This is a genomic window from Streptomyces djakartensis, from assembly GCF_014651075.1.
Lineage (GTDB): Bacteria > Actinomycetota > Actinomycetes > Streptomycetales > Streptomycetaceae > Streptomyces > Streptomyces djakartensis.
In genome coordinates, this window is record NZ_BMWE01000019.1 from 112,165 (window position 1) to 133,742 (window position 21,578).

Sequence of the window (21,578 nt, forward strand, 5' to 3'; positions counted from 1 at the left end):
CGTCAGATGGCGCTGACGGGCCGTCGGAGAGCACTGTCCGAGCACACCTTCCCCTGCACGACGACGTACCGCGCGCGGCGGCGCCGCACATCGCCCGCCGTCGTTTCCCGGCGGTCAGCGCTTGCGGCGGTACGACGTCCGGGTCCTTCGTCAGGGAGGCGGGCTCGCCAGGCCTGAAGCCCGCCTGACCCGGCCGGCGTCCGCAGTACTGCACTTGGCGTCCTTCCCCGCGCCCAAGCGCGAAACGGGGCAGCGCTGGACATCACTCCGGGCCGTTCCGGCAAGGCCTATGGGTTCACGAGCCTTTCACCGTGACCGAAGGAGACACAACGCATGGTCCACAGACATGCCGGGGCCGGCCGCCGGGTGGCCCTGACCGTGCTCGGCGCGCTCGTCGCCGGGATCCCCTCCGCCGTGGCGGCCGAGCCCGCGCCGCCCGCGGGCCCCCTGCCGTCGGCCGCCCAGACCCTCGGCGCCGACCGGCCGTCGGCTCCGGTGCTGCGCGCCATGGAACGCGACCTCGGGCTGACCCCGGCTCAGGCGTCACGGCGGCTGGTCAACGAGGCGGAGGCGGGTGCCCGGGCGGGGCGGCTGCGCAACGCCCTGGGCGGCAGGTTCGCGGGGGCCTGGCTGCGCGGCACGATGTCGCAGGAACTCGTCGTCGCGACCACCCACCCGACGGACGTGCCCGCCATCAGCGCCCAGGGGGCCAAGGCGGTCGTAGTGAAGAGGACGCTCCATGACCTCCGGGCCGCGAAGCGGAAACTGGACACGGCGGCGGTCGGCCTCAACACCCGCGACACGCCCCTGTGGTACGTCGACGTCCCGGCGAACCGGGTCGCGGTGGAGGCCGGGAGCAAGGCCGCGGCCGCCGCGTTCGTCAAGGCCGCGGGCCTGGACGCCAAGAGCGTGGGTGTCAGGGTGACGGCGACGCGGCCGCGTCTGCTGGCGGACATCACCGGCGGCGACGCCTACTACATCAACGGCACCGCCCGCTGCTCCGTCGGTTTCTCCGTCACCAGGGGCACACAGCAGGGTTTCGCCTCGGCGGGCCACTGCGGCAGGACGGGTGCCAGGACGACCGGGTACGACGACACGGCGCAGGGCAGGTTCCAGGCGTCCACGTTCCCCGGCAAGGACATGTCGTGGGTGGCCGTCAACGACCAGTGGACGGCCACCGCGAACGTGCGGGGCGAGGGCGGTCAGAACGTGCGGATCGCCGGCTCGGTGCAGGCGCTGGTCGGCGCCGCGGTCTGCCGCTCCGGCTCCACCACCGGGTGGCACTGCGGCCGGATCGAGCAGCACGACACGAGCGTCAGCTACCCCGAGGGCAGGGTGAACGGGCTGACCCGGACGACCGTGTGCGCCGAGCCGGGCGACTCCGGCGGGCCCTATGTCGCGGGCGTCCAGGCGCAGGGCGTCCTATCCGGCGGTACCGGCGACTGCGTCCGCGGGGGCAGCACGTTCTACCAGCCGGTCAACCCGCTGCTCGGCGACTTCGGCCTCACCCTGAAAACCACGGCCGCCGAAGCCGCGGCCCCGCAGGACGACGTGGCGCGGACGTGGACCGCCGGCCGTGTCTACGAGGCCGGTGCCGTGGTGAGCCACGCCGGTGCGCGCTACCAGTGCCTGCAGACCCACCAGGCGCAGGGTGCCTGGGCACCCGCCCGCACTCCGGCGCTGTGGCAGCGGGTGTGACGAGGTATCAGCTCCCGCGGCTCAGCTCCGGGCCACGACCCGCAGCGTCCGGACGGAGGAGTCTGCCGCGTCGGGGATGAGGACGCCGTGCTCGGCCCCGCTGCGCAGGTAGTCCAGGACCTCGTCGGTGATGACCTCGCCGGGCGCCACCACGGGCACGCCCGGCGGGTAGGGGCTGATCGTCTCCGCGGCGATCCGTCCGGCGGCCCGCTCGGCGGGCACGTGCTCGACCGGGGCGAAGAACGCCGCGCGGGGCAGCATCGCCTGCTCCAGTTCCAGCGCCGAGGGTTCGGGGAGCCGGACCGGGGGGCGCCGTTCGACGTATTCGGCGTGCTCGACGAGCGAACGCAGGGCGTCGATCAGGATCTCCTCGGTCTCGTCGTCGTCCGCGTGGGTGATGGAGGCGCTGATGCGGCAGCTGTCCGAGCCGCCCACGTCCACGTGCCGGTAGGTGCGCAGCCACTCCGCGGCCTGCATACCGCTCATGCCGAGCTTGCGTACGTCGATGACGAGCTTGAGCGGGTCGAGGTCGGCGGTGAGCCCCTCCTCCACGACCTCGCGCCCCATGGTGCGCAGGCCCGGCATCTCGGCCACCGCCTCCCGGACGCGTCCGGCGCGGCGGATGGCCCCCTCCAGCAGCTCCTGGCCCTGTTCCACCATCTGCCGGCGCCAGCCGTCGAGCGTGGCGAACACGAGAGAGGAAGCACTGGTGGTGCCGAGCAGGTCCTCGCGCTGCGCGAGGACCTCGGGCGACACGCGGTCGTACTGCAGGTGGAAGACGGAACTCTGCTCCACGGCCCCGCCCATCTTGTGCACGCTGGTCACCACCAGGTCCGCCTCGGCGTCCATGCCCCAGGCGGGCAGGGCGGGGTGGAACGGCAGATGGGCGCCCCAGGCCTCGTCGACGATGACGGGCACGTCGAACTCGTGGCACACCCGGGCCACTCCCCCGACGTCCGCGCAGGATCCCCAGTCGGTGGGGGTGATGAGCAGCATGCCCTTGGCGTCCGGGTGCTCCCGGAGCCGTCGCCGGACGTCCTCCGGCTCGGGCGGGTGGGCCAGATGCCGTTCGGCGTCGAACTTCGGGTGCACCCAGATCGGTTCGACACCGTTGACGACGACGGCGGCGATGACGGACTTGTGGGCGTTGCGCGACAGCAGGAGTTTCTCGCCCGGCCCGGCCACGGCCAGCATGGCGGTCTTCACGGACAGGGAGCTGCCGCAGGTCGAGAAGAACGCGTGCTCGGCGCCGACCGCGTCCGCCATGAGCTCCTGCGCCTGGCTCAGGACCCCCTGCGACTGGCGGCGGTCGTCCAGTCCGTTGAGGGAGAGCACGTCGGAGCGGAACACGTCCAGTCCGACGATCTCGGCGACCCGGGGGTCCACTCCCCTGCCCTGCTTGTGGCCCGGCGGGCCGTAGGCGATGTCGCCCCGGCGCCGGAAGGCCTCGAGCGCCTCAAGCACGGGCACGCGCGAGTGGTCCATGGTTTCCTCCCAGGTCCGGCCCGCCCGGCCGGCACCGCGTCGTCCGCGCTGTCGTGGCCCGGCGGGTACAGACCGTGTTGCACGACTGCACCGCTCGAAACGCCGCCGCGCATCGCGGCACCGTCGCGGTGCGGCCCGCGATCCGGTGCGGAGTGGGCCTGGTAGGGGCGCGTTGCGGCCCGGAGACGCGGCGCGTGTCGCCGCGGCGTGCGGTGAAACCCGGGTGCGGACACACCGCTGCCGACGCCGGGGAGGCCCCGTGGACCGCATGCGCGAGGACGCGTACCGAGCCGTTCGGGAGGAGGTGGCGGTCCGGGCGGACGCGCTGTGGAACGTGGCCCTGCGTCTGCACGCCGACCCCGAGTACGGCTTCGCCGAACACCGGGCGGCGGCCCTGCTGTCGGGCGAGCTGGAGCGCGCCGGTTTCGCCGTGCAGCGCGGCGTGGCCGGGATGCCCACCGCGTTCACGGCGCGCTCGGGCCGGGGCCGGCCCGCGGTGGCGCTGCTGATGGAGTACGACGCCCTGCCCGGCCTCGGCCACGCGTGCGGCCACAACCTCATCGCGGCGGCCGGCCTGGGAGCCGCTCTGGCGGTGGGTGCCGCGCAGGCGTCCGGCGGGTCGGTGCTGGCCGTGGGCACTCCCGCCGAGGAGGGCGGAGGCGGCAAGGCCCTGGAGGTGGAGGCCGGGGTGTTCGACGACGTGGACGCGGCGCTGATGTTCCACCCCGGCGTGCACAGCTGGGCCCGGGCGCCGCTGACCGCGCAGGTGCAGTACCGGGTGGCCTTCCACGGCCGGGCGGCGCACCCCACGGGGAATCCGACGGAGGGCATCGACGCGCTGGCGGCGCTCGTGGAGCTGTTCAACGTGCTGGGCGTGGTGGGGCGGCGGCTGCCGGACGGCTCGCACGTGCAGGGCATCGTCACGCACGGCGGCACCGCCACGAACATCGTCCCGGAGTACGCCGAGGGCCTGTTCGGCCTGCGCGCGGCCACGACGGGGGCGCTGCGGGAGCTGGCGGGCCGGCTGCGGGAGTGCGCCGAGGGTGTGGCCCGGGCCACGGGCACCACCGCCGAGGTGGAACGTGCCACCGTGCGCTACGAGCACTTCCAGGACAGCGAGGTGCTGTCCGAACGGTTCGCCGCCCACCTGGCCCGGGCCGGCATCACGCTGTCACCGCCGGCGCCGGGGGTGTACCTGGGGTCCTCCGACATCGGGAACGTCAGTACGCGGGTCCCGGCCATTCACCCGTTCGTGGCGATCATGGACGAGGACGGTTCCGACCACACCCCGGAATTCGCCGAGGCCGCCGCGTCCGGCCGGGCCCGGGAGGTGCTGATCGCCGTGACGGAGGCCCTCGCGTGCACCGCCGTCGACGTACTGCGGTCGGGCGAACTGCGCGGGGAGGCGTGGGCGCGGCACCGGGCGGCGCGAGGAGGGTGAGTGCGTGTGCCCCTGGCGGGGAACCCGGCGAACGCCGTACCACCGACACCCCTGGAGAGGGCCATGAGTCTGATGCGCTTGCTCGGTCGCCCCATGCTGGCCTCGATGTTCCTCACGGGCGGCCTGAGTTCCGTCCGGGAGCCGGAGCAGGTGGCCCCGATCGCGGAGCCTGTCGTCCAGCCCGTCACGGAGCGGGTCCCGGCGTTGCCCGACCGCACCGAGCAGGTCGTTCGCCTGAGCGGCGCGGTGCAGGTGGCGGCCGGGCTGATGCTGGCCACCGGGCGCATGCCCCGTCCGGCCGCGCTGGCCATCGCGGCGACCCTGGTGCCCACGACGCTGGCCGCGCACCGCTTCTGGGAGGTGGAGGATCCCTCGGAGCGTGCCGAACAGCGCATCCACTTCTTCAAGAACATGTCCATGCTCGGCGGACTTCTGATCGCCGCCGACGACACCGGTGCCCGCCCCTCGCTGCTGTGGCGCGGCACCCACGCCGCCCGCGGTCTGCGGCGTGACGCGGGGCTGGTGCGCCGTTCCGTCCGTGCCACCGCACGCCCGGCCGCGGTCGCCGGGCGGGTGCGGGCCAAGCTGCCCGCCTGATCCGTCCGGGTGAGGCGGGTCCTGCCCGGCGTTAGCTCCCGGAGCCCCGGGGAACCCCGTGGGCTGGAGGTGAAGGACATGGGACACGGAGGGAACGTCATCGACGAGCTGGTGACCGATCACCGCGAAGTCGAGGAGATGTTCGGCAAGATCGAGGCGCTGCCGCCGGGGCACAAGGACCGCAAGCTGTACGCGGACCAGGTCACGATCGAGCTGGTGCGGCACTCGGTGGCCGAGGAGGCCTACCTCTACCCGGCCGTGCGCAAGCACGTGGCGGGCGGGGACGAGCTCGCCGACCAGGAGCTGCAGGACCACGCCACGGCCGAGCGGATCATGAAGGATCTGGAGGGCTGCGACCCGGGTGACGCCGACTTCGACCGGCTGGTCGGCATGCTGATGAGCGAGATCCGCTCGCACATCGCGGACGAGGAGGAGAACCTCTTCCCGGCGCTGCGGCAGGCCTGTCCCGCGGACGCGCTCGACGAGCTGGGCGAGAAGGTGCGGAGCGCGAAGAAGACCGCCCCGACCCGGCCCCATCCGGCGGCCCCGGACAAGCCTCCGGCGAACAAGCTGCTGGCTCCGGGCACCGGAATGGTCGACCGGCTCCGGGACGCGCTGACCGGCCGCGGGAAATCCGGGTGACGCGGTCGCAGCCGCACGAGGGAGGGGCCCGTCGCCTGAGCGACGGGCCCCTCCCTCGTGGTGTGTGCCGCATCCCTCGTGGTGTGTCCCGCATCACCGGGACAGGGCCGGGCACGGCCCGTGATCGTCAACTGTGATCAACCACACTGGCTTCGCCAAATCCTTTGCTTCCGGGCGCGTTTGAGTAGTGCGCAGGCGGCGGGCGAGCCGCGGGCGGCGCCGACTCGGGGCGTGCCTCTGCCACGATGGTCGGCGCCTGTCCCGGCGAGGGGAGCCACCGCGCAGCGCAGCCGGTGCTTCCCGTTCCCCTCGTCCTCCCTCTCCTGAGTCCTCGGACTCGACGACGAGTAACGCACTGTGTCTTCCTCCTTGCCCTCCCCTGCCCAGCCCACCTCCCGCTCGCCCTGGCGGTCGCTGAGGTACCGCAGCATGCGCTGGTGGTCCGCCGCGAACTTCGTGTCGAACGCCGGCACGTGGATGCAGCTCACGGTGCAGAACCTGCTGGTCCTGCAGATCACCGGGTCCGCCGCCGCGACCGGGCTGTCCATGTCCGTGCAGGCGGCCCCCGCCCTGCTGATGAGCGTCCTGGGCGGCGCGGCCGTCGACCGGTGGCCCCGGAAGCTGACGGCGGCCGTGAGCCAGGCGCTGCTCGGCGCGATCGCGTTCACGACGGCCGTCCTCGTGGCACTGGACCAGCTCGACATGACCTCCTTGATGGTGCTGGCCGCCCTCACGGGTGTCGTCGCGACCGTCGACAATCCGGCGTGCGCGCTGCTGGGCAACGACCTCGTCCCGCCGGAGGACGTGCCCTCGGCCATCGGGGTCGGGGCGCTGGTGCACCAGGCGGGGCGGCTCGTGGGGGCGGCTCTGGCCGGCGTGGCCGTCGGGTTCCTCGGCACGTCCGCCGCGTACTTCGCGAACGGGCTGTCGTTCCTGTTCGTGGCCTCGGTCATCCCGTTTCTGCGCCCGGCGGCCGGAGCGGTCCGGCAGGCCGCCCCGGACGCGAAGGACACCGGTTCCGGCATGACCGTGCGCGAGGGCCTGGCATTCTTCGCGCGCCGCCCCCGTCTGATGGCGCTGGCCGGGGTGACCGGGCTCAGCGCGGTGTTCGGCCGCAACTACCAGCTCACCCTGGCGGTGCTGGTCACCGGGCCGCTCGCGGGCGGGGCGGGTTCGTTCGGCACGGTGTCGACGGTGCTCGCCGCCGGCGGCATCCTCGGCGCGGTTCTCGGCGCCCGGCTGCGCCGGCCGTCCGTGCGGCTCGTGGGGGCGCTCGCGGCGGCCGGGGCGCTGCTGCAGGTGGTGGCGGGGCTGTCGCCGTCGCTGGCGGTGCTGATCGTGCTGGTGCTGCCGATGGCCGTGGTCGAGTCGGTCTCCGACACCGCCGGTACGGCCGTCCTGCAGACCGATCCGCCCGCGCACCTGCGGGGCCGGGTGCTGGGTGTGTGGGGCAGCGTCGGCACCGTGTGGAGTCTGGGCGGCCCGCCCGCCCTCGGCCTGCTCATGGAGCTGGCCGGGGCCCGCGGTGCCCTCGTCACCGGTGGCCTGCTGATCGCCGGTGCGATCGGCGCGGGCCACCTGCTCCGGCAGCGCCGGACCGCGACCACGGTGGTGCTCCGCACGGGGGAGGGCGACGTGGCGGGGCAGCGCGACCTGAGCACGGCTGCCTGAGAAGACCTCACGAGCCCGGCGCTCTGAAGGTCACCGCGGCCGCCCGCGCCGCCCCGCGGGTCGGCACGGGCGTGGAGCGGTCGTCGAGGTACGGCGGGACCACGGCCTGGCCGCCCCCGGAGCGCACGGCCTCCGCTTCGGGCGCGCCGCACGGATCTCCGGTGGCCCGGTAGGGCACGGGGACCAGCATCGTGGTGCCTGACCCGGCCGGGTCAGCACGACCCCCGGTCACCGGGGTGAGGGAGACGCCCGCGGCGCGCCGGCGTTCCGCGAGACCTCTCCCCCGCTCGGACGGGCGGTGCTGGGACCGCGCCTCCTTCGGCCTGCGGGCGTCGGTGGCCGCCGGGGGGTCGGGCCGGGTGGGTCAGCCTGCGCTCGTCGCGGCGGGCTCGGCGTCGAGGACCTCGCAGTAGACGGCCTCGGTCGCCTCGGCGACCCGGCCCCAGCCGTACCGGCTCAGGACCCGGCGGCGACCGGCCGCCCCGCAGGCCGCTCGGAGCGCCGGGTCGGCGAGCAGACCGGCGACGGCGCGGGCCAGGGCCTCCGGGTCGCCGGGCGGCACCAGCCGCCCGGTGCCCGGATCGGCCACGGTGTCGAGCTGTCCGCCGATCGCGCTGGCCACGACGGGCACGCCGCAGGCCATGGCCTCCAGCGGGACGATGCCGAAGGGTTCGTGGTCGGCGGGGCACACCACCACGTCGGCGGAGCGCAGCAGCGCAGGCACCTCCTCGCCGGGCACGGCGCCGGTGAAGCGGACCCGGTCGGCGACGCCGGTGTCCCGGGCGACGCCGCGCAGGCGGCGCACCTCCGGGTCGGCGTCGAGCCGGTCCGCGGGCGGTCCGCCGGCCACGACGAGCTCGGTGCCGGGCAGCCGGGCCAGCGCCTGGACGGCCACCGCGGCGCCCTTGCACGGCACCAGCCGGCCCAGCTGGATCAGCCGGTGCGGGTAGGGTCCGCGCGGCGTTGCCGGGCCGTTCGGGGTGAAGCGGCCGGGGTCGACGCCGCAGGGCACGATCGCGACCCGGTGCGGGGGTATGCCCATGCGGGCCAGTTCGGCGGCCTCGTCGCGGCAGGTGGCGACGACGCGCTCGCAGCCCAGCCCGACCTCGATCTCGGCGGGGATCCGCTCCGGCGGGCTGGTGTCGGCGAGGCGCTGGTGCCGTCGCTTGACCGTGCCGAGGGCGTGGTAAGTGTGCAGCAGGGGCAGTCCGTGTGCCCGGGTGGCGCGCAGCGCGGCCAGGCCGGACATCCAGTAGTGCGAGTGCACCACGTCCGGTGCCCTGGTGCGCCAGCGGCGTGCCAGGTGGCTGCCGAACTCGCTTATGAGCGGCAGCAGGGCGTCCTCGGGAAGCGGCTCGGCCGGCCCGGCGGGGACGTGGTGCACCTCGACGCCGTCGCGGAGTTCCACCCGGCGGGGCAGGTCGGGTGCGTCGCGGCGGGTGTAGACGGTGACGCGGTGCCCCCGGTCGGCGAGTGCGCCGGCGAGGCAGGCGACGTGGACGCTCTGCCCTGCGGCGTCGGCCCCGGCCGGCTCGGCGAGCGGGCTCGCGTGCTCCGAGACGAGCGCGATCGCGAGGACACCCGGATCGAGGGGGGCTCCCGTGAACGGTGCTGTGCGCACGGAGCCGCGGGACGGGGTCATGAGCACGCCTCCGTGATCAGGCGCTCCCAGTCGGCCAGGAAGCGCTTGAGCCCATATCGTTCGAGGGCCGCCTGCCGGGCCCGGGCTCCGGCCTGGGCCGCGGCCTCGGGTTCGTGGAGGTAGCGGCGGGCGGTGCGGGCCAGGACGTCGGGGCGGGTGGAGAGGGTGCCCGCGCCGGGCGGCACCGCCTCGACCGCCTCGGTGGTCGCGAGTGCCAGGACGGGCAGGCCGAGGTGCATCGCCTCCACCAGGGACAGCCCGAGGGAGGTCCAGCGCACCGGGTGCAGGTACATGCGGCGTTCGGCCATGGCCGTGTGCAGTTCGCCCTGGGGCAGGTCGGCGGTGCGGCAGCGGTCCGCCGGCAGGCCGAGGCGCCCGGCCAGGTTCTCGGTGCCCATGCCGAACACGTCGAGCGGCACCGCCTCGGCCAGGGCGGGCAGCAGGTCCGTACCGGTGTGGCGGGCGCGCCGCAGGGGTTCGTCGACGACGACGGCGGCACGGGCGAGCCGGCCGGTGTAGCGGTGGCCGGGGTCGACGATGCCGTGCTCGACGACCGCGGTGCGGGTGGTGCCGCAGTCCCAGAACAGCCGGTTGAAGTGTGTGACGTGCACCACCGTCAGATCGGCCCGGTCGGCGCAGGGGTGGCGCGTGTCCGGCACGTCGCCGTCGGGCGCGTTGTGCTCCACGTAGAGCGCGGGCACGTCCCGGCCGGGGCGGCGCCCGCCGAGCCAGAGACCGGCCAGTTCCAGCTCGTGCGGGCGTTGCAGGAGGACCAGGTCGACGGGTGTGTCGCGGAGTTCCTCCCGAGCGACCTCGCGCACCGAGGCCGGCCAGGAGAAGGCGCGGGCCCGGCCCAGGCCGTCCGGGCCGCGGTCCGGGGTCACGGGGACGAGGTAGGTGTGCGGGCCCTGGACGAACGCGGTCGTCCAGGGGCCGTGTACGTGCCACAGCAGGATGTTCATACGGCCGCTCCTCGCTCCGTCTGTTCTCCCTGGTCCGCGGGGTCGCCCGTGAGGGCGGCCACGGCGGCGAGCACCTCGGCGTCGCCGATGCCGTCGAGGCAGGGGTGGCCCCGCACGGGGCAGTGCCGGGCCCGCGTGCCCGCGCACGCGGCGTGCCGGTCCCCGAGCAGGACGTGCGGCACGCCGTACGGGGCCCACAGTTCGGCGGGGACGACCGGCGCGAAGAGGCTGACGACGGGGGTGCCGACGGCGGCGGCGAGGTGGGCCGGTCCGGTGTTCCCGGCCACGACGACGCGTGCCCCGGCGAGGACTCCGGCCAGTTGCGGCAGATCGGTGGCCCCGCCGAGGTCCAGTGCGTGCCGGCCGGCGACGCGCGCGGTCAGCTCCCGCTCGGCGCCGCCTCCGGTGACGACGACCCGGTGGCCCTCGGCGGTCAGTGCCGCCACGGCCCGCGCGGCCCGCCCGGGAGTCCAGGCGCGCGCGGGCACGGCGGCGCCCGGGTGGACGACGACATACGGTCCTGGCCCGGTGAGGCCGATGGTGCGGGGCGGGGGTGCGACGCGCGGGGCGCCGTCGTCACCGGGCGGCAGCGCGAAACCCGCGGCCCGGGCCAGGTCGAGGGCGGCCAGGACCTCGTGGCGGTACGGCGCCCTGCGGTGCCGCAGGTCGAGGAGCGCGCCCGGGTAGTCCTCACTGTCGGCGGCGATCCGTCCGATCCCGGCCAGCCTCAGCAGCAGCGCGGCCGGCAGCGGGCTCTGGTGGTACGACACGAGCACGAGCGCCCGGTCGAAGCGGCCCGCGGTGAGCGTCTCCACGACGCGCCGGGCGGCCGCCCGTGTGACCGGCGGCGGTTCCAGCCCGGCCCAGGGGGCGTCATAGATCAGCACGTCGTCCACGCCGGGCAGCATCCGACCCGCCGCCGCGCCCTGCGGTCCGCAGAGCAGCACGGTGCGGGACGACCCGGCCGCGACGGCCCGGACGGCGGGCCCGGCCAGCAGCACGTCCCCGGCGCTGTCGAGGCGGACGACGAGCGTGCGGGGCAGCTCCCCGCGGGAACGGAGAAGGCTCATCGCGGCTCTCCCGTCAGCTCCGAAGCCGTCTTGCTCGCGAGCGTCATGTTCGCGACCGTCATGACCGCAGCCGTTCCCTTACCGCCGGGCGCGGCGGGGGCGCCGGTTCGGCGGTGGCGAACGGGGCGTGCGGCCGGGCCGTGCGGTGGGCCAGTCGGCCGCGCAGCCAGTGCCAGGTCGCGGCCGGTGGGACGAATGCGCTGGTCAGGGCCATGGTGAGCACCTCGTCGCGGGTGCGCGGGCCGGGCAGGATCCGGGCGAGGGCGAGTTCGGCCGTGCCCGCCAGCCACGCGGTGGCGCAGGCCCACGCGGGGCGGTGCCGGCCCAGCAGGGCGCAGCCCAGCGCCGTCACTCCCGCCCCGGTCACCGCGAGGTGCGCGGGCAGGCGCCCACGGGGTGCCCCGGCCCGGCGCCACCAGTGGCGGCCGTGCAGCCGGGTCATCAGCACGTCGTCGGCGTTGCCCGCCTGGAGGCGGACGGAGATCCAGCGCCCGGCCGGCCGTACGGGGTGAGTGGTGGTGCGCCGGCCTTCGGTGAGCGTCCAGCCGGCGTCGATCATGCGCAGGGCGAGGTCGGCGTCCTCACGGAAGGCCCGCCGGAAGCGCTCGTCGAAGCCGCCGACGGCGGCCAGCGCGGCCCGGCGGCAGGCCATGTCCGCGGTGATCCAGCGGGCGGTGGCGAGTCCGGCCGTGTTGCGTTCCCAGTCCGTGGGACGGCGGTCGGCGGGCAGGGGCACCTCGATCCGGGCGGCGATCCCGGCGGTCCGGTCGGCCGCCGCGGCCAGGTCCAGGGTCAGGTCGTCGCCCCATGTGGGGCCGGGTACGACGTCGTCGTCGAGGAAGACGATCCACTGCACGTCACCGGCGGCCCGCCAGCCGAGGTTGCGTGCGGCGGCGGGTCCGCGCGCCCCGCCGGGCACGACGATGGTGCGCGAGCGCAGGGACGGCGGTACGTCGGCGGTGAGGGGCGGGCGCCCGGGGTCCGGCCGGTCGTCGACGAGAACCACCCGGACCGGCCCCGGACCGGCCGCCTCGGCCAGGGCGTGCAGGCAGGCGCGCAGGCTGGGCCGGCCGAGCGTCGGGACCACGACGGCGTACTCGGCGTCCCGTGCCAGGGCGTCGGGCTCGGTCATCGGGGGCCTCCGGCGTCGTCGGAACGGAATGCGGAACGCAAGTCGGAGCAGGATTCGGAAAGCGATCCGGAACGCCCGTCGGTGCGGAAGAGGTCGGCGCGCCGGATCGCGAACGGTCCGATGGCCAGCAGGTCGACGGGCGCGGAGCCGAAGCACTCCAGGGCGTCGCGCGGGTCGTCGACCATGGGCCGGCCGGCGGTGTTGAGGCTGGTGTTGACGACCACGGGCAGTCCCGTGAGCCGCTCGAACGCGCCCAGCATGCGGGCCACCAGCGGCTCGCGAGCCGGGTCGACGGTCTGGATCCGGGCGGTGCCGTCGACGTGCACCACGGCCGGGACGCGGTCCCGCCACTGAGGGGCGACGTCGTGCACGAACAGCATGTACGGGCTGGGCAGCGGACCGTCGAAGATCTCGGCGGCGCGGTCGGCGAGGACCATGGGGGCGACGGGCCGGAACTGCTCGCGGCCCTTGACGTCGTTGAGCCGCTCCAGGTTGCCCGCGTGCCCGGGGTGGGCCAGCAGGGAGCGGTGGCCGAGTGCCCGTGGGCCGTACTCGGAGCGGCCCTGGAACCAGGCGACGATCGCGTTGCCGGCCAGGGCGCGGGCCACGGTCGTGGCGATGTCCGGTGGCCGCTCGAAGGGTACGGCCGCGGTCTTCAGCCAGGCTCCGAGTTCCGCGTCGGACCAGTCCCGGCCGAGGTCGGCGCCGGGCATGGGCTTCGGCTGGTCGCCCTCGGCGGCGGACAGCAGCAGGGCGCCGCCCAGGGCGGTACCGGCGTCACCGGCGGCGGGCTGCACCCACACCTGGGAGAACGGGCCCTCGCGCGCGACCCGGGAGTTGGCGACGCAGTTGAGGGCGACGCCACCGGCGAGGGTGAGCACCGTGTCGTGGGTGCGGCCGTGCAGCCAGCGGACCAGGTCGAGGAGGGTCTCCTCCAGCACGGCCTGGGCGCTCGCGGCGACGTCGGCGTGGTCCTGGGTCCACGGCTCGTCCGGCCCGCGCGGCGGGCACAGTTCCTGCCAGGGCACCGCGGTGGCGTGGAAGCCGCCGTCACCGGTGGGGTACACGTGGCGGCGCAGTTCGGCCAGCATGCGCGGGGTGCCGTGGGAGGCGAGGGCCATCACCTTGAACTCGTCGGAGGAGCGCAGGAAGCCGAGGTGTGCGGTGAGGTCCTCGTAGACCAGGCCGAGCGAGTGCGGCAGTTCCTGCGCGCGCAGCGCCTCCAGCCGGTCTCCCGCGCGGCGTGCGGCCAGGTGGGAGGCGCGTTCGCCGCGGCCGTCCAGGACCAGCACGGAGGAGTTGCCCGCGTCCGGTGCGGCGAAGGCGGCGGAGGCCGCGTGGGCCATGTGGTGCGGCACGAAGCGGACGACGCCGGGATCGAGGCCGGGCAGGGCCGTCCGCAGGAAGCCGGGTGCCTCGCGGGCGTAGGTGAGGCGCAGGTGGTCCCACGGGTCGTCGAGTCCCATGTCCCTGGCGGGCAGGGCCAGCGCCGGGTCGAAGGAGTAGGTGACCGCGTCGAGGTCCCCCGGGCGCAGCCCGGCGCGCTTCAGACACCAGGCGGCGGCCTTCTCGGGCAGTTCCCAGGCGGAGAACGGCAGGGGTCTCTTCCCGTGCTTGCGCCGCGAGAACCTCTCCTCCTCGGCGGCGGCGACGGTCCGCCCGTCGATCACCAGGGCGGCGGCCGGGTCGTGGAAGAGGGCGTTGATTCCGAGGATGCGCATGGGCGTACCGGGCCTTTCGGCGGGTGGGCGGGACCGGTGCCGACGCGGGGGTGCGCGGCGCGGGCCGGGGTGTGCCCGAGGGGTGGGTCAGCCGTCCGTTCCGTCCTCGCGGAACCAGGCGATGGTGCGCCGCAGGCCTTCCTCGGCGCGCACCTGCGGGTCCCAGCCGAGCTTGTCGCGGGCGAGTGTGATGTCGGGGCAGCGCACGGCCGGGTCGTCCACGGGGCGTTCGATGAAGCGGATCTCCGACGGGGACCCGGCGAGTTCGACGACCAGTCGGGCCAGGTCGAACATGGTGATCTCGGTCGGGTTGCCGATGTTGACGGGGCCGCGCATGCCGTGGGCGGCCGCCGCGAGGACGCCGCGGACGGTGTCGTCGACGTAGCACAGCGACCGGGTCTGCCGGCCGTCGCCGGTGACGGTGAGCGGCTCGCCGGCCAGGGCCTGCCGCACGAAGGTCGGTACCGCGCGTCCGTCGTGGCCGCGCATCCGGGGGCCGTAGGTGTTGAACAGCCGGACGATGCAGGTGTCGGTGCCGTGCGTCTCCGCGTGGGCGGTGGTCAGCGCCTCACCGAAGCGTTTGGCCTCGTCGTAGACACTGCGTGGGCCGACCGGGTTGACGTTGCCCCAGTAGCGCTCGTCCTGCGGGTTCTGCTGCGGGTCGCCGTAGACCTCGGAGGTCGAGGCGAGGACGAAGCGGGCGCGCGCGCAGTGCGCGAGGTCCAGCGCGTTGCGGGTGCCGAGACTGCCGGTCTCCATGGTGTGCAGCGGCAGTCGCAGGTAGTCCGCCGGGGAGGCCGGGGAGGCGAAGTGCAGGACGAGGTCGGGGGGCCGTTTGACCCGCAGTCCCTCGGCGACGTTGGCCTGCAGGAGGGTGAACCGTGGTTGCTCGAGGAGAGGGGCTATGTTCTCGGGCCGCCCGGTGCTGAAGTCGTCCACGCAGGTGACTGCCGTGCCCGCGTCCAGCAGGGCGGCGCACAGATGGGAGCCGACGAACCCGGCGCCACCGGTGACGACGGCGTGTTTCCAGCTCCGTGAGGGGGCGGTGGTCATCTCGGTCTCTCCTCCGTCAGTGGCGGCACTGCCCGGCACGGACGTGGCGCGCCTCGGGCCGCCGAGGCCGGCCGGAGTCCGTGGGGCCCAGCATCAGCGTCCGCCGACCGTCAGGGCGAGGCACGGTCGCGTACGGCAAACCGGTGAGTCACGGAGGGTGAGCGTGCGGGCGCGGGCGGTTCCCGCGACTGGAGGGTGGTGGGCGGAGACGTCAGAATCCGCTCCCACCGCTGGGGACGCGGTGGTGGGTCAGGCGATCAGGGTGCGGCCCTGGTTGAGGCGGTCGAGGAGCTGACTGCGGTGGAGTCCGGCGACGGGGGCGAGCAGGTCGGGGTGGCGGAGCAGGGCCGCGGCCTCGCGGTCGCGGTCGTCGGGGGCGAGGAGCCGGCGGAACTCGGCGTGGCCGCCGGTGCTGTGGCTGCCGTCGGCCAGCGCGGCCACCGCCAGTGCGGCCAGCTCGGGGTCGGTGAGCAGGCCGGCCGCCCAGCTCGCCACGACCTCGTCCACCCAGGTGCGCCAGGCGTGCGCGTCCGTGTCGTCGTCCAGGGCCGCGTCCGCGCCGGTCACCCAGTCGAGCCGCGCGGAGCCGCCGGGGCCGGCCATGCCGAGCAGAGCGGCGTCCATGGCGGTCGGGTACCTGAGCCATGCCGCCACGGTCACGGCCTGCCGGGCCTGCACCTCGCACAGGGCGGATGCCAGCGCGCCGCCGGAGGCGGGGAAGGAGCGGGTCAGCCACTGGGCGGTCGCCGCGATGACAGGGGAGAGATCTGCGTGCACTGCCGGGCCGTCCGGAAGGGGTGGGAAGAGGGGGGGACGTGGTCGTAGACGGTAGCCGCCGCCCCGCGGCCCGGGACGTGACGGGGGCCTCGTCCGGAACGTGGTCTCGGCCACATCGGCACGACGCGAGTCCCGTTTCGCCGCGGAACCGAGCCGGACACCCGGCCCGCGTGCCCTTCCACGGAGCTGAGACGTCCGGCGAATCCCCCGCCCGCCGCGGACAACCGGCCGGTCACCCCGCCGTCCGCGCTTCGACGGCTGGATCGCGGGGCCGGGAACGGAGTCCGGCGCCCGGGTGGTGCCGGGTCACCGGGCGGCTTCCCCCCTTCGGGCCCTTCAGCGACGTGATGTGCGAAGACGCGGGCGGGCACCGGCTGCTGCCGGCGTCCTCGCGGAGGACGGCGGACTTCGACGAGGTGTGCACCGCACCGGTCAGGGCGCGGGGCGCGGACGGCCCGCACTGGGCGGTTTCCGCGACGCGGCTCGACCTGCGCTTGCGCACCGGCCGCAGGGGTCTGGCGGGACTCGCGCTGCGGACGGTGCCGGGCGTGATCGCCGCCCGTGCGGGCCGGACGCGCTGTGAGACCGGCCGGCCCGGCTGCTGCCGGGCGCGCGCACCCACGGCAGTGCCCGGGCCGGCCGGCGCCAGTGGTACGGCGCCCGCGATCGTCACCTGGGCCGATGTCAGCCGCGAGGGTGCCGGGCCCGGGGCCGGACGGCAGCGGTGCCGGTGCCCCGGGCAGGCCCGGCGTCCGGCGTCCGGCGGCTGCCCAGGCTTACCAGAACCTGCTGCTGAGGGCGGGCTGATGCGCCAGGTGTACGGCGTCCCGCAGCCGCAGCGCGACGCTGATGACGGCGCGCAGGGCGGACGGGCGGACGGTCTGGGCGGTCTCGGTGGCCAGGACCAGCAGACAGGCCGCCGCCTGCTCGACGACCGGGACGGGGAAGGTGAAGTCGTTGTCGGCGGCCGCGCGGAACGCCTTCAGGGGGATCTCGGCTCCGTCGATGGCCCGCTGTACGGCCTGCTCCAGGTGCTGTGCGGCCTGTTCGCACACGGGGGCGGGCAGGACGATGGTGCTCTGGAACGATGAACTCGTCATGCCCCGACTGCTCCCCGGGCGGCCACCCCTTCTGTCGGCCCACGGCCGGATTTCACCGTCCCGCGTGACCGGCGCGTGGCGCATGTCCCGGGTCTACGCTGGGTGCTGATCAAGCGCGCAGCTGGAAGGGAGCCCCGCATGACCAGCCGTGCGGATGTGGCGGCCCGGCTCACCGGACGGACGGTCAGGAGCGAGAGGCCCCTGTCCGCGTCGCTCACCGAGGTCACCCTCGACGACGAGCGGGTCGTCATCGTCAAGCGCTCCGGCGATCCCGGGGCGGCCCGGGCCGAGGCGGCAGGGCTGCGCTGGCTCGCCGGCGCCCGCTCGGTGCGCGTACCGGCCGTACACGGCCACGACGGCAACTGGCTGGTCCTCGACCGGGTCACGGCAGGGCGGCCGAGCCGGGAGGCGGCCATCGCCTTCGGCCGTGGTCTGGCCGCGCTGCACGGCGCCGGGGCTCCCGCGTTCGGCGCGCCCCCGCCGGACGGGCCGGCGGACGCCTGGATCGGGCTCGCCCCGATGCGCAACGAGCCCGGCACCGACTGGCCGCGCTGGTACGCCGAGCATCGCGTCCTGCCGTATCTGCGCCGCGCGGTCGACCAGGGCACGATCCGCCCCGGTGAGGCGACCGCCGTGGAGCGTCTGTGCGAGCGGCTGCCGGAACTCGCGGGGCCCGCCGAGCCACCGGCGCGGCTGCACGGTGACCTGTGGAACGGCAATGTGCTGTGGGCGGCCGACGGGCACGTCCGTCTGATCGATCCGGCCGCGCACGGCGGGCACCGCGAGACCGACCTGGCGATGCTGCGGCTCTTCGGCTGCCCGCATCTGGAGCACGTGCTGGACGGCTACCGGGAACAGGCGCCGCTCGCCGACGGCTGGGCGGAACGCGTCGGCGTGCACCAGCTGTTCCCCCTGCTGGTGCACGCCGTGCTGTTCGGCCGGGGCTACGCGGAACGGGCCCTGTCCGTGGCCCGTACGGCCCTGGCGGGCTGACTCAGCGCGTCACGACATGCCGTTCGTCGGGGACGCAGTGGGTCATGGTGAGCCCCTCGACGTCACGCGGCTTGTTCTTGCCGAGGTTCGACAGGCGTTCGCGGTCCTCGTCGGTGAGGTCCTGGCTCGCCAGCGGCTCCAGGCCGGCCACGTCCTCCGGGCCGATGCCCAGTCCCTCGCCGACCCGCAGGCCGAGATCGTTCTCGACCAGCAGGAAGTGCCAGACCATGCGCTCCTGCACCTGCCGGTCACACTGCGACAGTTGATTGATGAAGTTCTTCACGAGGTCGTCGCGCTCCCAGTCCTCCAGGAGCAGGTAGCGCTGTCCGGCCTGCAGGTAGTCGTTGGTGCGCGGGATGCGTTTGCGGGTCAGACGGCCCTGGATCTCCGGTCCCTGTTCGTCGTGCGTGGGGTACCGCGCCTCGCGCAGGCCGCCGGTGATCGACGGTTCGTAGTTCACCTGCGGGTTCTCGCCTGCGCCGTCCACGTAGTAGGCCATCTGGCCGTCGCGCTGGTTGGTGCGCACCTCGGCGTTCTTGGCCTGGTTGACCGGCAGCTGCAGGTAGTTCGGGCCGACCCGGTAGCGCTGGGTGTCGCTGTAGGAGAAGGTCCGGCCGACCAGCATCTTGTCGTCGGAGAAGTCCAGGCCGTCGACGAGGACGCCGGTGCCGAAGGAGATCTGCTCGTTCTCGGCGAAGAAGTCCCTGGGCATGCGGTCGAGCACCATCCGGCCGACCGGCTTCGGCGGGAAGTCCTGCTCGGGCCAGGTCTTGGTGTCGTCCAGCGGGTCGAAGTCGAGCTCCGGGTGGTCGTGGTCGTCCATCATCTGGACGAGCAGCTCCCACTCCGGGTGGTCACCGCGGGCGACCGCCTCGTACAGGTCCTTGGTGGCGTGGCCCAGGGTGTCGGCCTGGACGTTGGCCGCGTCCTCCTCGGTCATGCTGCGCACGCCCTGCTTGGGCATCCAGTGGTACTTGACGAGCCTGGTGTGGCCGTCGGCGTTCACCCACTTGTAGGTGTTGACCCCGAAGCCCTGCATGTGGCGGTAGTCGGCGGGGATGCCGCGCGGGCTGAACAGGTTGACCAGCATGTGCATGGCCTCGGGCGTCTGCGACATGAAGTCGAAGATGCGGCCGGGCTGCTGCTCGAAGGTCACCGGGTCCGGCTTGAGGGCGTGGATGACGTCCGGGAACTTGATGGCGTCGCGGATGAAGAAGACGCCGAGGTTGTTGCCGACCAGGTCCCAGTTGCCGTCCTCGGTGTAGAACTTGACCGCGAAACCACGTGGGTCCCGGGCGGCCTCGGAGGAGTCCCGGCCGCCGATGACGGTGGAGAAACGGACGGCCACATCGGTGCGCTTGCCGCGCTCCTGGAACAGTTTGGCCCGGGTGTAGCGGCTGATCGGTTCGTCGCCCCAGGTGCCGTAGGCCTCGAAGTGTCCGTAGGCGGTGACGCCTCGGGCGTGCACCACGCGCTCGGGGACGCGTTCCCGGTCGAAGTGGCTGATCTTCTCGAGGAACTGGTAGTTCTCCAGCGTGGCGGGGCCGCGGGCACCGACCGTGCGCTGGTTCTGGTTGTCGTAGACCGGATGGCCCTGGCGGTTGGTGAGGACCTCTCGGTCGTCGCCCGGAGCGGGACCGGTACCGGATACGTCCGTCATATGCGTGGGCTCCTTCGGCTCGGGCCGGCGGCCGGCCGGGGCGGCACCGCGAGCAGCCGCCCGGCCGGGCGTGGCGGGACCGCCCGGGTACCCGGTGAGGCGGATCAGTCACGCACCCCGGGCTCCCGTGCCGGCCGCGGCGCGGAAAACGCCGAAAACGAGCCCGGACCCCGCCGCGGCGGGGTCCGGGCCGTCGGCCCGGTGGGCCTCAGCCTTCGTTGAGGCGCGCGCGCAGGAGCGACTTGCCCAGTTCGGCGCCCTTGCGGCTGTCCGCCTGCGCCTTGCGGAACAGGTCCGCGACCTCCGTGTCCTTGGCGCGTTCCGCGTCCTGGATGTAATTTTCCAGGCGGAGGGCATTGTTCAGGCACGCCTCGACGTACCAGATCAGGTTGTAGTCCTTGTCCTGTGTACCGGTCACACCGCCGGTCTCCGTCTGGCTGCTCATTCGGACCTCCTTCTCCCGGGACGGACCTCTTCAGGCGCCGGACGGGTACCCTCCCGTGCGGGCTGACACACAGACCGTCGCCGTTGCTTTCCGTGCTCACGCGATCACCACTGCGGGGCAGATCGACGAGGCCCCCCCAACTCCCGCCCCCGGGGCGGCAATACAGACAGTTACCGCAGAAGCGAACAGACATCTTCCACTTTCAGAAAGAAGTGGTCCTCCACGGTGCGAGATCGGTCTGTGACGGTGTGTACTGTGCTGCGGGTGGTTCGAACAGACCACCTCGGACCACGCCCTGCCCCACTCCCCCTGGAACCCACTCGATGATCGATCTACCGGACCTGGCCGTCGGTGGTCTCGCCCTCGGCACACTGTCCGCGTTCGCCCTCGGCGGCGGGCTGCTGGGCGCGCGGCGGCAACTGCGTGCGCAGCGCGCGAAGACGGCCGCCCTGCGCGCCCGACTCGACGGAACCTCACGGGCGTTCACCGCGGAGGTCGAGCACCTGGCGGCGCAGCGCGTGCCCGCGGCGGCCCGGCAGGTCGCCCATCCGCACCTCACCGTGCCCGGGCCGCTGAACCCGCAGCTCGCCGGCTCGTCCCTGGGCGTCGCCCTGGACCAGGTGCTCAAGGGGCTGCACGCCGAACTCGCCGCGCAGCGCACCCGGATCGACGCGGCGGCACAGGCCGGTATGCGCGGGGCCACCCGGGAGATCCAGGCGGCGCTGTACCGGTTGCAGGACGCCCTGCGCGGTCTGCAGCAACGCTACGACGACCCCGAGCTGGCACAGACCCTGTTCGCGCTGGACCACGAGAACGAGCAGTCGCTGCGCCGCGCGCAGATCGCCGCGGTGGTGTGCGGGGCGTGGGTGGGGCTGGCCCGTGAGGAGTCCCACCTCGTCGACGCGGTGACGGGCGGTCAGGCACGGCTCGCGGGCTACCGGAGAGTCCGGGTCCACAACCACCTGGCTCCGGGCACCGCGCTGGTCTCCCACGCCGTGGAGCCGGTCGCCATCATCGTCGCCGAACTCCTCGACAACGCGCTGCGGCACTCCGCGCCCGACACGGACGTCGTGGTCAACCTCGAGGCCGTCCACCACGGCGTCTGCGTCACCGTGGACGACGCCGGGCTGGGCATGACCCACGACGAACGGGCCCGTGCCCAGCGGATGGTGGCGGGTTCCGAACCGATCCTGCTCACCGAGCTCGGCGACCCGCCGCGCATGGGCCTGGCCGCCATCGGTCAGCTGACCCGGCAGTTCGACCTGAGCGTGGACCTTTCCTCCCCCTCACCGTACGGCGGTGTCCGGGCCGTGCTGCGGGTGGACAGCCATCTGCTGACCCGGATCGACCCCGAGGAGACGCCTCCGGCGGCCAGCGCCCCGCGTTCGACCCACCGGGCCGAGCGCGACGCCGCGGGCGGTCCGGCCTCGTTCCGGAGCACCGGTGCCCACGCGTCCGGCCGGCCCGGGCCGGAGCCGGCCGCGCCGCC

19 protein-coding genes are annotated in these 21,578 nt (G+C 74.3%); 7 read left to right on the forward strand and 12 right to left on the reverse strand.

Annotation, left to right across the window (positions count from 1 at the left end; genetic code table 11):
- Positions 1-333: 333 nt before the first annotated feature.
- Complete coding sequence (locus IE212_RS27660; RefSeq protein ID WP_190200685.1) at positions 334-1,698, forward strand: carbohydrate-binding protein; 1,365 nt, start codon at positions 334-336, stop codon at positions 1,696-1,698.
- Between the two features lie 21 nt (positions 1,699-1,719).
- On the opposite strand, the gene IE212_RS27665 is transcribed toward IE212_RS27660, so the two are convergent.
- Positions 1,720-3,183, reverse strand: a complete 1,464-nt coding sequence (locus tag IE212_RS27665; protein WP_190200686.1) for an aminotransferase class I/II-fold pyridoxal phosphate-dependent enzyme — start codon at positions 3,181-3,183, stop codon at positions 1,720-1,722.
- A 268-nt stretch (positions 3,184-3,451) separates the two neighbouring features.
- Between IE212_RS27665 and IE212_RS27670 the strand changes: the two genes are divergently transcribed.
- From IE212_RS27670 to IE212_RS27685, 4 genes are all read left to right on the forward strand, one after another.
- Positions 3,452-4,624: an amidohydrolase gene (locus IE212_RS27670; protein ID WP_190200711.1), complete on the forward strand. Its 1,173-nt coding sequence runs from the start codon at positions 3,452-3,454 to the stop codon at positions 4,622-4,624.
- Between the two features lie 63 nt (positions 4,625-4,687).
- Positions 4,688-5,221: a DoxX family protein gene (locus tag IE212_RS27675; RefSeq protein WP_190200687.1), complete on the forward strand. Its 534-nt coding sequence runs from the start codon at positions 4,688-4,690 to the stop codon at positions 5,219-5,221.
- 78 nt (positions 5,222-5,299) lie between these two features.
- Complete coding sequence (locus IE212_RS27680) at positions 5,300-5,863, forward strand: hemerythrin domain-containing protein (RefSeq protein ID WP_190200688.1); 564 nt, start codon at positions 5,300-5,302, stop codon at positions 5,861-5,863.
- A gap of 369 nt (positions 5,864-6,232) precedes the next feature.
- The gene (locus IE212_RS27685) at positions 6,233-7,534 is read left to right on the forward strand and encodes an MFS transporter (protein WP_373301435.1); all 1,302 of its coding nucleotides are present in this window, start codon (positions 6,233-6,235) and stop codon (positions 7,532-7,534) included.
- Positions 7,535-7,541: 7 nt separating this feature from the next.
- On the opposite strand, the gene IE212_RS27690 is transcribed toward IE212_RS27685, so the two are convergent.
- From IE212_RS27690 to IE212_RS27730, 9 genes are all read right to left on the reverse strand, one after another.
- Positions 7,542-7,712 carry a hypothetical protein gene (locus IE212_RS27690; RefSeq protein WP_190200690.1) on the reverse strand — a complete coding sequence of 57 codons (171 nt, stop codon included), beginning with the start codon at positions 7,710-7,712 and terminating at the stop codon, positions 7,542-7,544.
- A gap of 186 nt (positions 7,713-7,898) precedes the next feature.
- Positions 7,899-9,176, reverse strand: coding sequence for a glycosyltransferase (locus tag IE212_RS27695; RefSeq protein ID WP_190200691.1), 1,278 nt, complete (start codon positions 9,174-9,176; stop codon positions 7,899-7,901).
- Positions 9,173-10,138 carry a glycosyltransferase gene (locus tag IE212_RS27700; protein WP_190200692.1) on the reverse strand — a complete coding sequence of 322 codons (966 nt, stop codon included), beginning with the start codon at positions 10,136-10,138 and terminating at the stop codon, positions 9,173-9,175. Before IE212_RS27700 ends, IE212_RS27695 begins: the two co-directional genes overlap by 4 nt.
- On the reverse strand, positions 10,135-11,208 hold the full coding sequence (locus IE212_RS27705) for a glycosyltransferase family 9 protein (protein WP_190200693.1): 1,074 nt from the start codon (positions 11,206-11,208) through the stop codon (positions 10,135-10,137). Before IE212_RS27705 ends, IE212_RS27700 begins: the two co-directional genes overlap by 4 nt.
- A gap of 58 nt (positions 11,209-11,266) precedes the next feature.
- Positions 11,267-12,340 carry a glycosyltransferase family 2 protein gene (locus tag IE212_RS27710; RefSeq protein ID WP_190200694.1) on the reverse strand — a complete coding sequence of 358 codons (1,074 nt, stop codon included), beginning with the start codon at positions 12,338-12,340 and terminating at the stop codon, positions 11,267-11,269.
- Positions 12,337-14,061 (reverse strand): carbamoyltransferase family protein, encoded by a 1,725-nt coding sequence (locus IE212_RS27715; protein WP_229864618.1) that lies wholly within the window; start codon positions 14,059-14,061, stop codon positions 12,337-12,339. Before IE212_RS27715 ends, IE212_RS27710 begins: the two co-directional genes overlap by 4 nt.
- 87 nt (positions 14,062-14,148) lie before the next feature.
- Positions 14,149-15,114 carry an NAD-dependent epimerase/dehydratase family protein gene (locus tag IE212_RS27720; protein ID WP_190200695.1) on the reverse strand — a complete coding sequence of 322 codons (966 nt, stop codon included), beginning with the start codon at positions 15,112-15,114 and terminating at the stop codon, positions 14,149-14,151.
- Between the two features lie 249 nt (positions 15,115-15,363).
- Positions 15,364-15,891 (reverse strand): hypothetical protein, encoded by a 528-nt coding sequence (locus tag IE212_RS27725; RefSeq protein ID WP_190200696.1) that lies wholly within the window; start codon positions 15,889-15,891, stop codon positions 15,364-15,366.
- Positions 15,892-16,667: 776 nt separating this feature from the next.
- On the reverse strand, positions 16,668-16,991 hold the full coding sequence (locus IE212_RS27730) for a hypothetical protein (protein ID WP_190200697.1): 324 nt from the start codon (positions 16,989-16,991) through the stop codon (positions 16,668-16,670).
- A 138-nt stretch (positions 16,992-17,129) separates the two neighbouring features.
- Here IE212_RS27730 and IE212_RS27735 point away from each other — a divergent pair, with 138 nt between their 5' ends.
- Positions 17,130-17,984, forward strand: a complete 855-nt coding sequence (locus tag IE212_RS27735) for a fructosamine kinase family protein (RefSeq protein WP_190200698.1) — start codon at positions 17,130-17,132, stop codon at positions 17,982-17,984.
- Position 17,985: 1 nt separating this feature from the next.
- Here the strand turns inward: IE212_RS27735 and IE212_RS27740 are convergent, their stop codons facing one another.
- Both IE212_RS27740 and IE212_RS27745 read right to left on the reverse strand, forming a co-directional pair.
- Entirely contained in the window at positions 17,986-19,644 is a 1,659-nt protein-coding gene (locus IE212_RS27740) for a catalase (RefSeq protein WP_190200699.1), read from the reverse strand.
- A gap of 208 nt (positions 19,645-19,852) precedes the next feature.
- Complete coding sequence (locus tag IE212_RS27745) at positions 19,853-20,089, reverse strand: hypothetical protein (RefSeq protein ID WP_190200700.1); 237 nt, start codon at positions 20,087-20,089, stop codon at positions 19,853-19,855.
- Positions 20,090-20,412: 323 nt separating this feature from the next.
- Here IE212_RS27745 and IE212_RS27750 point away from each other — a divergent pair.
- On the forward strand, positions 20,413-21,578 hold a 1,166-nt coding region (locus IE212_RS27750), incomplete at its 3' end, for an ATP-binding protein (protein WP_229864619.1).

Bases quoted from the DNA above. Each gene is read 5' to 3' on its own strand.
- IE212_RS27660 (WP_190200685.1), top strand. From the start codon at position 334: ATGGTCCACAGACATGCCGGGGCCGGCCGCCGGGTGGCCCTGACCGTG.
- IE212_RS27665 (WP_190200686.1), bottom strand. From the start codon at position 3,183: ATGGACCACTCGCGCGTGCCCGTGCTTGAGGCGCTCGAGGCCTTCCGG.
- IE212_RS27670 (WP_190200711.1), top strand. From the start codon at position 3,452: ATGCGCGAGGACGCGTACCGAGCCGTTCGGGAGGAGGTGGCGGTCCGG.
- IE212_RS27675 (WP_190200687.1), top strand. From the start codon at position 4,688: ATGAGTCTGATGCGCTTGCTCGGTCGCCCCATGCTGGCCTCGATGTTC.
- IE212_RS27680 (WP_190200688.1), top strand. From the start codon at position 5,300: ATGGGACACGGAGGGAACGTCATCGACGAGCTGGTGACCGATCACCGC.
- IE212_RS27695 (WP_190200691.1), bottom strand. From the start codon at position 9,176: ATGACCCCGTCCCGCGGCTCCGTGCGCACAGCACCGTTCACGGGAGCC.
- IE212_RS27700 (WP_190200692.1), bottom strand. From the start codon at position 10,138: ATGAACATCCTGCTGTGGCACGTACACGGCCCCTGGACGACCGCGTTC.
- IE212_RS27705 (WP_190200693.1), bottom strand. From the start codon at position 11,208: ATGAGCCTTCTCCGTTCCCGCGGGGAGCTGCCCCGCACGCTCGTCGTC.
- IE212_RS27710 (WP_190200694.1), bottom strand. From the start codon at position 12,340: ATGACCGAGCCCGACGCCCTGGCACGGGACGCCGAGTACGCCGTCGTG.
- IE212_RS27715 (WP_229864618.1), bottom strand. From the start codon at position 14,061: ATGCGCATCCTCGGAATCAACGCCCTCTTCCACGACCCGGCCGCCGCC.
- IE212_RS27720 (WP_190200695.1), bottom strand. From the start codon at position 15,114: ATGACCACCGCCCCCTCACGGAGCTGGAAACACGCCGTCGTCACCGGT.
- IE212_RS27730 (WP_190200697.1), bottom strand. From the start codon at position 16,991: ATGACGAGTTCATCGTTCCAGAGCACCATCGTCCTGCCCGCCCCCGTG.
- IE212_RS27735 (WP_190200698.1), top strand. From the start codon at position 17,130: ATGACCAGCCGTGCGGATGTGGCGGCCCGGCTCACCGGACGGACGGTC.
- IE212_RS27740 (WP_190200699.1), bottom strand. From the start codon at position 19,644: ATGACGGACGTATCCGGTACCGGTCCCGCTCCGGGCGACGACCGAGAG.
- IE212_RS27745 (WP_190200700.1), bottom strand. From the start codon at position 20,089: ATGAGCAGCCAGACGGAGACCGGCGGTGTGACCGGTACACAGGACAAG.